Source organism: Xylocopilactobacillus apicola (assembly GCF_033095985.1).
Taxonomy (GTDB): domain Bacteria; phylum Bacillota; class Bacilli; order Lactobacillales; family Lactobacillaceae; genus Xylocopilactobacillus; species Xylocopilactobacillus apicola.
In genome coordinates this window covers 1,068,516-1,080,673 of the sequence record NZ_AP026802.1, presented here as the reverse complement: position 1 = coordinate 1,080,673, position 12,158 = coordinate 1,068,516, and the positions used below count along the sequence as shown (strand labels likewise).

Here is a 12,158-nt window from a genome sequence, read left to right as displayed (position 1 = left end):
ATACTAAGGCCACTGCTAGTAAAACTGCGACTAAAGCAACTAAGGCCAAAACAACTGCTAGTAAAACTGCGACTAAAGCAACTAAGGCCAAAACAACTGCTAGTAAAACTGCGACTAAAGCAGCTAAGGCTAAAACAACTGCTAGTAAAACTGCGACTAAAGCAGCTAAGGCTAAAACAACTGCCAGTAAAACTGCGACTAAAGCGTCTAATGCCAAAACAGTAAAGAAAACGACTCGATCCACTGCTAAGCAAAATAAAACTAATAGTAAAACTGCGCCAGCTGTTAATCAAAAAGAAGTCGATTTTCAAAAATTAGTCAACAAGTACAAAAAAATTCATGAGATTACCTATGATGAACTTGCTAGTAAACTAGATTTATCTGGTGAGCAAGATAGTGATAAACTTGAAAAAATTATTGGTCGCCTTGAGGATGAAGGTATTAGTGTTGTCGATGAGGAAGGTGAGCCTACTGAAATTGCTTTAAAAGCCGAAAACGAGAAAGTCAAAAAAGAGGATTTATCTGCACCAGCAGGAGTTAAAGTCAATGATCCTGTTCGGATGTACTTAAAAGAAATTGGCCAATTTCCTTTGCTAAAAGCCGAAGAAGAAGTTGAAATTGCAAAGAGAATTGAAGCAGGAGATGAGGAGGCTAAGCAAACTCTCGCAGAGGATAATTTAAGGTTAGTGGTTTCAATTGCCAAAAAATACGTTGGTCGAGGAATGCAGTTTCTGGATTTAATTCAAGAAGGCAATATGGGATTAATGAAAGCTGTCGAAAAATTTGACTATACCAAAGGCTTTAAATTTTCAACTTATGCAACTTGGTGGATTAGACAAGCAATCACCCGTGCAATCGCCGATCAAGCGCGCACAATTAGAATTCCGGTTCATATGGTCGAAACTATTAACAAACTAATTAGAATCCAAAGAATGCTTCTGCAAGATTTGGGACGAGATCCTTTACCAGAAGAATTGGGCGCGGAAATGGATTTACCAACATCTAAAATTCGAGAAATTTTAAAAATTGCTCAAGAACCCGTATCTCTTGAAACGCCAATTGGTGAAGAAGACGACTCGCATTTAGGTGACTTTATTGAAGATTTTGATGCTACTAGTCCTGAAGAACATGCATCATATGAACTTTTAAAAGAACAACTCGAACAAGTTCTCGACACTTTAACCGAAAGAGAAGAGAATGTTTTACGCCTACGCTTTGGCTTAGATGATGGAAGAGTTAGAACGCTTGAAGAGGTCGGTAAAGTGTTTGGCGTTACTAGAGAACGAATTCGTCAGATTGAAGCAAAAGCCTTAAGAAAATTAAAGCATCCAAGTCGTTCGAGACAGTTAAAGGACTTTCTATAAGTGATAAAAATTGATCAAAGATTAAAAACAATTGCTGAACTGGTTAAAAATGACCAAGCTGTTGTTGCTGATATCGGGACCGACCATGCTTATTTGCCGATCTATTTGATTCAAAGTGGGAGGGCTCGCTATGTCTATGCAACAGACATCGGCGCTGGCCCTCTTTTTAATGCTCAAAAAGACATCGCACACCATGGTTTACAAACCAAAATCGAAACTCGGTTAGGTCCTGGACTCGTTCCAATCAAAAAAGAGGATTCAATTGATACCATCGTTATTGCTGGAATGGGAGGAAAATTGATGGCTGAAATTATGGAAGACGCTAATGATTTAACCCAACAAGTCAATTATATTTTTGCGCCTCATGCTAGTGAAATTCATTTACGAAAATGGCTTAACAGTCACAATTTTATGATTACTGATGAGAAAATTATTAAAGAACAAGGCAAAATTTATGAAATAATTGCTGCCCACAAGGGCCCTAAGCCACCTGCTTACGATGCTGCCGATCTTCTGATGGGACCCTTGCTAAGACATGAAAAAAATGAAATTTTTCAAGAAAAATGGACAAAAGAACTCCAGAAGAGACTATTTATCCAAAGTCAGCAAAAAGAATCTCGTCAGCCCGTTTTTTCTGCTGATTTGGCACAAGAAATTAAATTGATCGAGGAAAATTTATGAAAAATGACTTATTAGAATCGGTGATGGAATTTTTAGAAAATTTATATCCCTTATCTGATGCAATGACTTGGGATCACGTCGGTTTACAGATCGGAGACCCTAAACAAAAAGTCCAAAAAATCATCACAACGCTTGATGTAACCCCTAATCTAGTTGATTATGCGATCAAAAATAATTTTGACACAATTGTTAGTCATCATCCACTTTTATTTCACCCGATCCAAGTTCTCGATTTAAGTGATGCGCGCAATCAGATGTATCAAAAAATTATTAATCATCAAATCAACGTGTACAGCATGCATACTAATTTTGACGTCGGCAAAAACGGAATGAACGACTGGCTCGCAGAATTAATCGGGCTAAAAAACATTGAGGGAATCTGTCCCGTTAAAACCACCAGCGGGACACTTTTGATGGGCAGAATGGGAGACACAACGCTTGAAATTGAAGCAATAATTGAGATTTTCAAACATGAATTAGGTCTTAAAATGATCAAGCTGCTGGATAACGGAAAAAGTTTTAAAAAAATCGGCATTCTAGGGGGTGCCGGAGCTGAATTTATCGAGCCAGCATTTAAAAGCGGCGTCGATCTTTTTATTACGGGGGACGTCAAGTACCACGATTTCCTTGATGCTCAAATTGCTAATTACGCAGTTCTTGATGTCGGGCACGTGGCAGAAAAAATCTTCGCGCGACAGATGGCAAACTTACTTCAAGAAAATTTTGATTTTACCATCGAAGCTAATACCTTAGATGAAATGGAAATTCCTGGATTGGAGAATAAATGAAATATCAAAAACTTAAAGATCGTTTTTTAAATTACGTCAAAATCAATACTCGCTCGGATGAATCGAGTAAAACAATTCCTTCGACTGCAAGCCAGCGAGATTTTTTGTTAGATTTAGCCGATGAGTTAAAAGAAATTGGACTATCTGAAGTTTCGTATAATCCCAAAAATTCTTATCTAACTGCTACGCTTAATAGCAACATCGAACAAAAAGTGCCTGTTGTAGGCTTAATAAGTCATGTCGATACTGCCGATTTTAATTCTGAAAATATTAATCCTCAAATAATTGAAAATTACGATGGCAAAAGTCCAATTCCGTTAGCCAATAGCGGATTCGTCCTTGATCCAAAAGATTCACCGAATTTAAAAAATTATGCTGGAGATACATTGATCACAACGGACGGAACAACTTTGTTGGGTGCTGATGACAAGGCGGGAGTGAGCGAAATTGTTTGTGCGATGGAGTACTTGATCGATCATCCTGAAATTTCACATGGTAAGGTCCGAATTGCTTTTGGTCCGGACGAAGAAATTGGGGTCGGGGCTGATAAGTTTGATGTCGCTGAATTTGGTGCTGACTTTGCCTATACCGTCGATGGGGGACCGCTTGGAGAGTTAGAATGGGAAACTTTCAACGCAGCAAGTCTGGCAATTAAAGTTCAAGGCTATAATATTCATCCAAGCATTGCCTACGGAAAAATGATTAATGCGCTACAAGTCGCAATTGATTTTCATAACTCGCTTCCACAAGACGAATTTCCAGAAAATACCAAAGATCGCGAAGGATTTTTTCATTTGACATCTTTAGAAGGAGCAGTTGATGAAGCGAAAATGTCTTATATTATTCGAGACTTTGAGCGTAGCGGTCTAGAAGAACGCAAAAATCTAGTTACTAAAATTGTTAAACGCTTAAATCAAAAATACGGCGAAAATTGCGTGCAAGCACAAATGCACGATCAGTATTATAATATGGCAGAGGTGATGAAAGACCACATGGAAGTGGTTGAACTTGCCGAAAAAGCGATGACTGATCTTGGGATTACTCCAATTATTTCGCCAGTCCGTGGCGGAACGGATGGTTCAAAGATCTCGTTGATGGGACTACCAACCCCTAACTTGTTTGCGGGTGGGGAAAACATGCACGGTCGCTATGAGTATGTATCACTGCAAACAATGGAGCAGGCAACCGACGTTTTGCTCCAAATTATTAAGTTAAATGCAGAAAAGGAGGACCAAAAATGCCCTTAGTTCATATTGATTTTATTGAAGGTAGATCTGAAGATCAATTGCGTAAGTTAGTAAAAGACATTACTGAGGTAATCGGCAAAGATCTTAACGCACCTGCTGAGCATGTTCATATTGTTTTAAATGAATTACCAGCAAGCCGTTTAGCAGATGCTGGCAAGTTGAGAAGCGACGAGGATTAACCATGAGCGAAGAAAAGCTAACGCAGGAACAACAAGATGAGCATATTAAAAAATCAATTCTTGCTGCGTTAGAAAACGTCATCGACCCCGAACTTGGAGTGGATATCATAAATTTAGGACTGGTTTATCGGATTGATCTTGACGACAATGGAACTTGCAAAATCTTAATGACCCTGACTACAATCGGATGTCCGCTAACGATTGAACTGCAAGACATGATTAAAACCGAATTGATGGAAATCCCAGAAGTTAAAGATGTATCGATCGAATTAACATTTGATCCACCTTGGTCGATGGAGCGACTCTCACGTTATGCTAAAATTGCTTTAGGACTAGCTTAAAAAAAGCTGCACGAGGTTTAAAACCTAATGCAGCTTTTTTGTAAATAAAATATTCTAAATATGACCTTTTTTCTTTTCTAGCTCTAACTTATCCTCGTTTGGAATATATTTGAAATTAGGATCAATTTTTTGATCAATCTCTGCAAAACTTTTTTGCATTTTCTGATCAAGATCAGCGCTGAACTCTTTAAAATCTTTAATTGAATAATCAACGTCCAAAGCTTCACCAAAACGAATCGTTATTCGTTGTCTTTTAAGGAGACCCTTAAATGTGACTGGTCCTTGATAAACAACGGGAATAATTTCAGATTTTGTCATTTTATCGATTAAAGCGACGCCGCCTTTCATCGATTCAGAATATCTGGTGCCGGATGGATACATTAAAAGCGAAAGCTGACCTGATTTTAAATTCTTGACCGGAACCTTGATAACTGAAGGTTTGGGATTTTTTCGGTCAACTGGAAAAGCATTGACATGGACAAGAATAAATCGAATGAAAAAATTATCAAAAAGTTCTTTCTTGGTCATAAAAGATAATCGCAGTGGCCAAACGGCATAGGCGGTGAAAATCGGATCCCACCAAGTTCGGTGTGGTCCCACAAAAATATAAGTTTTATCTTTAAGAACTTCCTTATTTTGCACATCGACATTGCCGTTAAGGATCCAGATTAAAAACTTGATCACATAGCTCATGAATTTATAAAACATTTGAAACTCCAGTCCTCGTTGATTTAAGATAGTAAAATGAATTTAAAAGAAAATGAAAGGATCGATTATATTTTCGATCAAAAAATGCCAATCATCCAAAGTTCAGAAGTTTTTTCCTTTTCGTTGGATGCAGTAATCCTGGCATATTATACTAGGATTTCGCCGCGGACAAAAGTGGTCGTTGATCTATGCGCCGGAAACGGAGCCGTTGCAACTTTTTTAACGCGCAAAACAAAAGCTAAGATTTTTGAAATTGAAATTCAAGACAAGCTGGCGGATATGGCTCGCCGAACTGCCATTTTAAACCAAGCAACGGAACAAATTAAAATTTTAAATATCGATTTAAAAGATTCGTTAAAATATTTGGAACATGATTCAGTTGACGTCCTTTGCTGCAATCCGCCGTATTTCAAAGTTTCTGCGGAATCGATTCAAAATCCCAACCAAACTCTAGCGATCGCCCGACACGAACTCAAAACTAATTTAACAGAAATTCTTTTTACTTGTAAACGCCTATTAAAAAGCGGTGGACGAGCTTTTTTCATTCATCGTCCCGAGCGATTAACTGAACTACTAAGCGAATTTGCTCATTATGATCTTGGAATTAACCAATTAAAATTCATTCATTCATTTCGCCAAACAAATGCTAATATGGTTTTCATTGAAGCAATTAAGGGTAAGAGTAGCGCTGGAATCAAAGTGGCACCTCCTTTATATATCTACGAAGGAAAAAATCTATATACGAAAGAGTTTGCAAAAATTATTCATGGATAAATACTTCTTTTATGTGGTTCTTTGCCGCAACGGAGCTTTTTACGCCGGAACCACCAACGATGTTAGTCATCGAATCAAAATGCACAACGAAGGAAAAGGCGCAAAATATACTCGCGCCAACCGACCGGTTAAATTAATCTATCAGGAAACATTTGCCAGTAAAGGTGAGGCACTTTCCTTTGAATTAAAGTTTAAACGCTTAAGCCGCCAACAAAAAGAAATATATCTAAAAAATCATTGCAATCATTGAAAAAAGTGAGTAATATATTTTTCAATGCAAAAAATATGGAGGGAATCATGATTAAACAAATTAACGCTCTGGCAAGTAGTTTTTTCTTAATTCTCACTCCGCTTCTCACTAAGAGGAGTTTTTTTTTGCGTAAAAGAAAAGGAGATAAATTATGGCAAATAAAAATCAAGCAATTTATGACGTTAACGAGCGGCCGCCTTTAGGAACCTGGTTTGGCCTTTCATTACAACATATGTTTAGTATGTTTGGCTCAACGGTCTTAGTTCCACTATTAGTCGGGTTAAATCCAAGTGTTGCGCTGATTTCCTCAGGGGTTGGAACACTTCTGCACATCTTAATCACACATGGCAAAATTCCCGCTTATATGGGATCAAGCTTTGCATTTGTTATTCCTATGGCCAGTTTAATGAAATCGTTTGGCTATCCTGCTGTAGCCCAAGGAATCTTTAGTGTCGGATTAGTTTATCTCATAGTGGCTTTAATTGTTGCTAGAGTCGGTACTAATTGGATTGACCAAATTTTTCCACCAGAAGTTGTAGGACCAGTTGCGATTGTCATTGGTTTAAGCTTAGCAGGATCCGCCGCTTTAAATGCCACCAGAGTTGGGGGAGTCGCTAGCGGCAAATACGATCTAAGAATCTTTATAGTTGCCTTATTGACTCTACTTTTTACGATCGGTTACAACATGTTTTTAAAAGGATTTTTAGGAATGATTCCCGTTTTATTAGGAATTGTTACCGGCTATCTTTTTGCGATGATGTTTGGACTAGTCGATTTAAGCGGAATTGCAAAAGCTAGTTGGTTTGCCTTGCCGAAATTTAATAGTATTTTTGAAAGCCGTCAACTTTATCTTAGCGGAATTATTAGTATGGCGCCGCTAGCCTTTGTTACTATCTCTGAACACTTAGGACACTTAATGGTCTTAAATAAAATCACCGACCGCAACTTTTTCAAAGATCCGGGACTTTCAAAAACCTTAACGGGCGATGGAACTGCTTCAATAGCAGCTAGTTTGATTGGTGGCCCGTCAGTTACCAGTTATGGAGAAAATATCGGTGTCATGCAATTAAGCCGTGTATATTCAGTTTGGGTAATTGGCGGAGCAGCAGTTTTTGCGATCGTTTTTAGCTTTTGTGGCAAATTAAGTGCCTTAATTTCTTCGATTCCAGGAGCAGTAATTGGAGGTGTCGGCTTCATGCTTTATGGAGTTATCGCCTCAACTGGTTTACAGATCATCGTTGACAATAAAGTTGATTTTGGTAAAAAAAGAAATATTATGATTGCAGCACCAGTATTAGTAACCGGGATTGGTAATTTTCAATTAGATCTCGGACACGGATTAGTATTTACTGGTGTCGCCCTTTCAACATTATTAGGGATTATTTTGAATTTGGTTTTACCTAAAAAAGCTGCATCCGAAAATTAAAATTTCAAAAATCGAAAAAAATCCTTAGCCAATTAGGCAAAATGGTAATATAATAGTCTTGAAAGAATATCGGATTCTTTCAATATATTTCACAAAAAGGCGCCTTCTTCCAATCGGGAGAAGGTTTCTTTTTGTTTATTAGCGCTATATTTTTACATATCGTGCAAAAATCGAATTAGATTTGGTTCAAAATAATTGGTTGAACCCAAGAGTTGTACTAAATAATTTTAAATTTTAGTCCTCAAAAACTGAAATAAAGTGTATAATCTTATTTGTTGTCTCGGGGAATTAGCTCAGTTGGGAGAGCGCTTGCTTCGCATGTAAGAGGTCGTCGGTTCGAACCCGATATTCTCCATTTCGGATTTTACTCAGTGAGAGTTAGATTTTCTTTAAGCTTTTGACTTGAATCAAAAAGAGCCGTTAACAATCTTCTCTAGCTTTGATATAATGCAAATAGATTGAATAAGTAGAGGTAACATGTTGGATAATATGCAAGAGGTAAATCAACCTCGTTCAGACGAATCGACTAATTTCTCGATTAATTTAAATCCGCGCGAAATTGCCGATAAAAATTTCGATACACGCTTGCGTGGTTTCGATCGAGATCAGGTAAATGAATTCTTGGATGAAATCATTAAGGACTATGAAAACTATATCCAAGAAGTTGAACATTTGACAAGAGAGAACCAACGTTTAATTCGTCGTGTTGACGAATTAAGTAAACAGCTAACTGTCGCTAAACAGACTGGAAACATGAATAAAAATAGTGCTGTTACTAATTATGATATTTTGAAACGTATTTCTAATCTGGAAAGAAAAGTTTTCGGTCTAAAGCTGGATAATTCGGAGTAATTATATTATTATATATCAGTGTGTAGGTTTCGGGTAATTGCGGTTAGCTGATGCTGGCTGAGGAAAGTCCATGCTCGCATTCGCTGAAATGCGAATAGTGTTCGTGCTTGACCCAATAAGTCAAGGTACAATTTTTATTGTAACGGCGGATAGATTGGCTAAGGATTTAATCTATGTCAACTTCCATAAAGTGCCACAGAGACGAGTTATAAAGAAATTTATAAGTGGAACGGGTAAACCCCGCGAGTGAGCAACCCAAACTAAGGTAGGGGCATATTGATCGAGGAATCAAACTTAGGTCGATATCGTTTAAACGAAGACAGATGATTACCGAAGAAAATATTTTAACTGAGATATTTTTGGAACAGAACATGGCTTATAGAAGCCTGCATTTCAGTTACCTAGGCTTTTTAACCTAGGTTTTTTTTATAAATTAAAAGAGGAATATATGAAACTAGTAGCAAATGTAGCAAGTGGAATCGAAGCAGTTACCAAACGTGAATTAAGTGATTTGGGATATGAAACTCAAACGGAAAATGGCAAAATTTACTTTGAAGGGGATTACTCCGATGTTGCAAAAACAAATCTTTGGTTGCGTAGTGCCGATCGAATCCAAATTATTTTAGCAAATTTTAAAGCTTGGTCTTTTGAAGAATTATTTGACCGCATTTACGAAATTCCTTGGGAAGAAATCATCCCTTTAAACGGGAAAATTATCGTCAACGCTCGCAGTAAGCTCTCCAAACTTTTCAGTTTATCGGATATTCAAGCCATCTCTAAACGAGCAATTATTAAAAAACTTCAAACCGTTTATCATCGAAGTGGGCATCTGCCTGAAACTGGCGCTATTTATAGTCTAAATGTCCGATTTGAAAAAAATCAGGCAGAAGTTTTGTTAGATACAACTGGTGACAGTCTTTTTAAACGCGGATATCGTATAGAGAAGGGGGTCGCTCCGTTAAAGGAGAATATGGCAGCGAGTTTAATTCTTTTAACTAACTGGCATCCAGATCTGCCCTTTGTTGACCCGATGACGGGTTCTGGTACTTTAGCAATAGAAGCCGCTTTGATCGGAGCTAACATTGCTCCGGGACTTAAAAGAGATTTCTTGTTTAATCATTTTGCAAATGTTGATCCCAAAATTTTAGAAGAGGCAAAAATTTTTGCCAAAGAAGCGATCAATCGAAGTGTAAATTTAGAAATATTTGCCAGTGATCTCAATCAAAACATGATAGCCATTAGTGAACAAAACGCTCACGGAGCTGGAATCCATAATTTAATTCAATTTAAGCAGGTGGCTCTTAGAGATTTGGAATTAGACAACAAAAAGGGAGTAATTGTAGTAAACCCTCCTTACGGTCAAAGAATGGGCGAAATAAATCAAGCTCATGAACTTTACCGCCAAATGGGCGAAAAATTTATTCCGCTCAACAAATGGAGTAAATACATTATCACAAGTGATTTGGATTTTGAGGAATATTACGGTGAAAAAGCAACAAAAAAAAGGAAGCTGTTTAACGGTGCCATTAGGACCGATTACTTCCAATTTTGGGGTGAAAATTAAAGGATTGGCGATAAAAGACGAGAAAAATCTTGTTTGAAGTGAAGCCACCAACTTTGTTGTTTAATCATCTCATCATTTAAGCGAGTACAATTCTCGATGTCATCAAGAAAAGTTTTTGCCAGCTCTTCATTAAACTTTTTTCCATAAATAAATTCAGTTGCCTCAAAATTTAGCTTAAATGACCGAACATCAAGATTGGCTGAACCGACAGTTGAAACCATCTCATCAATCACTGAAGTCTTGGTATGAAGAAAACCGTTATTATAGATGTAAATTTTAACGCCAATCCGATGTAAATAATGGGCATAAAACTGGGTCGCTCGGTATATAAAAGGATGGTCTGGAAAACTTGGAATCATAATCCTAACATCAATACCAGATTTAGTGGCACTGACAATTGCATCAGAGAAACTGTCGCTTGGAACCAAATAAGGAGTTTGAAGCCAAATTCTTTTTTTAGCTGTCGAAATTAACTTAATGAGTCCCATCTCAATTTGATCGATCCGTTCATCAGGACCGCTGGTCACCAATTGCATATAGGTATTACTACGGCTAACTGGATGTGCTATCTCATTGTTAGAAATAATTTGAGGATATTTAAGCCAATTCTTTTGATCAACCGTCGCATTGTAATCCATAATGAATCTTACCATTAACGCTCTAACAGCTTCTCCTTCAACTAGAATATGGGTATCGCGCCAGTTACCAAATTTCTTTTTCTTGCCCAAATATTGATCTCCAACGTTAAAGCCACCAATTAAGCCATATTTCTCATCGACTACAACAATTTTGCGGTGATTGCGGTAATTAAGTCGAAAATCGGCAATGACATAACGAGAAGAGAAGAATAATTCAACGTGTCCACCAGCTGCTCGTAAAGGAGCCCAGAAACGGCGTCCAACACCCATTGAGCCCCAACCATCATAAATCACATAAACTTTGACCCCTTGTTTTGCTTTTTTAATTAAAGCATCTCTAAATTTATGTCCGACTTGATCGGCATAAATCGTATAGAATTCGACATAAATTGATTTCTGAGCTGTTTCGATTTGTTTAAATAACTCAGAAAAAAAATCTTGACTATTAGTCATAATTTTTGGCCGACTGGACGTCAGAACTGGCGATGAATTTAAATTAAAAAATAAATTCACCAACTGTTCAATGTCAGGTGGAAATTTATGTTTTTGCTTGGTAATTATTGCTCGCTGCTGATTCAGCGCACTGCCAATTCCTTTTGAATAAGTATGTTGAATTCGATTGAGCTTACTCTTAGACATTCCTCGTCCAAAAAACATATAGAGAATAAGTCCCAGTACTGGTAAAAGAATCAACACCAAAAGCCAAGCCCAAGTTGCAGCAATGTCGCGCGGCGTCCGCATAACGACAAAAACTGAAACAAGGGTATTAATAATAATTGTTAAAGTTAAAACAGAAACAAATATCTGCACGATTTCATTTTCCTATTTGCTGATTTTTTCTTAAAGCTTTATTATTGTAGAATAAATTGAAGATTTTTACTAAGAAAAGTAGGTGTATTATTAAAATTCATTATCGTCCCAGTTTGCCATTACAAATATTTCATTGGTCGATCATCAGTATTGTACTGTTTATTGCTTTCATTTTTCAAATGGAATATACATATTTAAATTGGCCTACGATTGCTTTTTCTTTAATTTTTTTGATTTTAGCTTTCGTCGAAAAAGGTCGTTTTAACTTAGTGGTCAAACTCCCAGAACATAAAATTATTTGTTACAGTCTTTATCGATGGTTTGCCAAAGAAAAAGATTTATCTGATTTAGAGAGGGCAATTTTTTACCCGAAATATGTAGATCTAAAATTTAAAAACGAAACCTGGTGTTTATATTTGAAAAAAAATGATCTACAAAAATTACATCAACTATTAGAAAATCAAAAAATTAAAATCTCAGATAATAAGACAAACCAAGTTTTTAATCAATTCTTTGAACAAAAATAGTTAAGGAGA

13 protein-coding genes, 1 tRNA gene, 1 other RNA gene and 1 pseudogene are annotated in these 12,158 nt (G+C 37.0%); 14 read left to right on the top strand and 2 right to left on the bottom strand.

Features of this window, described 5'->3' with window-relative positions; genetic code table 11:
- Positions 1-50: 50 nt before the first annotated feature.
- The 6 genes and pseudogenes from rpoD to R8495_RS05360 form a co-directional block, all read left to right on the top strand.
- Positions 51-1,364: pseudogene (gene rpoD, locus R8495_RS05385) on the top strand (RNA polymerase sigma factor RpoD); the annotation flags it as partial.
- Positions 1,365-2,045, top strand: coding sequence for a tRNA (adenine(22)-N(1))-methyltransferase (locus tag R8495_RS05380; protein WP_317636496.1), 681 nt, complete (start codon positions 1,365-1,367; stop codon positions 2,043-2,045).
- Entirely contained in the window at positions 2,042-2,833 is a 792-nt protein-coding gene (locus R8495_RS05375) for a Nif3-like dinuclear metal center hexameric protein (RefSeq protein WP_317636495.1), read from the top strand. Before R8495_RS05380 ends, R8495_RS05375 begins: the two co-directional genes overlap by 4 nt.
- Positions 2,830-4,080 (top strand): peptidase T, encoded by a 1,251-nt coding sequence (gene pepT, locus R8495_RS05370; RefSeq protein ID WP_317636494.1) that lies wholly within the window; start codon positions 2,830-2,832, stop codon positions 4,078-4,080. Before R8495_RS05375 ends, pepT begins: the two co-directional genes overlap by 4 nt.
- Positions 4,071-4,259 (top strand): 2-hydroxymuconate tautomerase, encoded by a 189-nt coding sequence (locus R8495_RS05365; RefSeq protein WP_317636493.1) that lies wholly within the window; start codon positions 4,071-4,073, stop codon positions 4,257-4,259. The genes pepT and R8495_RS05365 overlap by 10 nt, the downstream gene beginning before the upstream one ends.
- A gap of 2 nt (positions 4,260-4,261) precedes the next feature.
- Positions 4,262-4,600 carry a metal-sulfur cluster assembly factor gene (locus R8495_RS05360; RefSeq protein WP_317636492.1) on the top strand — a complete coding sequence of 113 codons (339 nt, stop codon included), beginning with the start codon at positions 4,262-4,264 and terminating at the stop codon, positions 4,598-4,600.
- Between the two features lie 54 nt (positions 4,601-4,654).
- Here R8495_RS05360 and R8495_RS05355 read toward each other — a convergent pair whose 3' ends face one another.
- The gene (locus tag R8495_RS05355) at positions 4,655-5,308 is read right to left on the bottom strand and encodes a lysophospholipid acyltransferase family protein (RefSeq protein WP_317636491.1); all 654 of its coding nucleotides are present in this window, start codon (positions 5,306-5,308) and stop codon (positions 4,655-4,657) included.
- A 36-nt stretch (positions 5,309-5,344) separates the two neighbouring features.
- Between R8495_RS05355 and R8495_RS05350 the strand changes: the two genes are divergently transcribed.
- From R8495_RS05350 to R8495_RS05320, 7 genes are all read left to right on the top strand, one after another.
- A complete protein-coding gene (locus R8495_RS05350) occupies positions 5,345-6,082 on the top strand; it encodes a tRNA1(Val) (adenine(37)-N6)-methyltransferase (protein WP_317636490.1) in 738 nt (245 codons plus the stop codon).
- Positions 6,060-6,332 carry a GIY-YIG nuclease family protein gene (locus tag R8495_RS05345; RefSeq protein WP_317636489.1) on the top strand — a complete coding sequence of 91 codons (273 nt, stop codon included), beginning with the start codon at positions 6,060-6,062 and terminating at the stop codon, positions 6,330-6,332. Before R8495_RS05350 ends, R8495_RS05345 begins: the two co-directional genes overlap by 23 nt.
- Positions 6,333-6,483: 151 nt before the next feature.
- Complete coding sequence (locus tag R8495_RS05340; protein WP_317636488.1) at positions 6,484-7,758, top strand: uracil-xanthine permease family protein; 1,275 nt, start codon at positions 6,484-6,486, stop codon at positions 7,756-7,758.
- A 282-nt stretch (positions 7,759-8,040) separates the two neighbouring features.
- Positions 8,041-8,113 (top strand) — tRNA-Ala (locus R8495_RS05335).
- 122 nt (positions 8,114-8,235) lie between these two features.
- Positions 8,236-8,610: a cell division regulator GpsB gene (gene gpsB, locus R8495_RS05330; RefSeq protein ID WP_317636487.1), complete on the top strand. Its 375-nt coding sequence runs from the start codon at positions 8,236-8,238 to the stop codon at positions 8,608-8,610.
- Between the two features lie 25 nt (positions 8,611-8,635).
- Positions 8,636-8,994: RNase P RNA component class B (gene rnpB, locus R8495_RS05325), an RNA gene on the top strand.
- A 64-nt stretch (positions 8,995-9,058) separates the two neighbouring features.
- Positions 9,059-10,174 carry a THUMP domain-containing class I SAM-dependent RNA methyltransferase gene (locus tag R8495_RS05320; protein WP_317636486.1) on the top strand — a complete coding sequence of 372 codons (1,116 nt, stop codon included), beginning with the start codon at positions 9,059-9,061 and terminating at the stop codon, positions 10,172-10,174.
- Here the strand turns inward: R8495_RS05320 and cls are convergent.
- On the bottom strand, positions 10,171-11,622 hold the full coding sequence (gene cls, locus R8495_RS05315; RefSeq protein WP_317636485.1) for a cardiolipin synthase: 1,452 nt from the start codon (positions 11,620-11,622) through the stop codon (positions 10,171-10,173). The genes R8495_RS05320 and cls overlap by 4 nt on opposite strands.
- A 56-nt stretch (positions 11,623-11,678) precedes the next feature.
- On the opposite strand from cls, the gene R8495_RS11165 reads away from it, so the two are divergent.
- A complete protein-coding gene (locus tag R8495_RS11165; RefSeq protein ID WP_425613257.1) occupies positions 11,679-12,149 on the top strand; it encodes an EbsA family protein in 471 nt (156 codons plus the stop codon).
- Positions 12,150-12,158 lie beyond the last annotated feature (9 nt).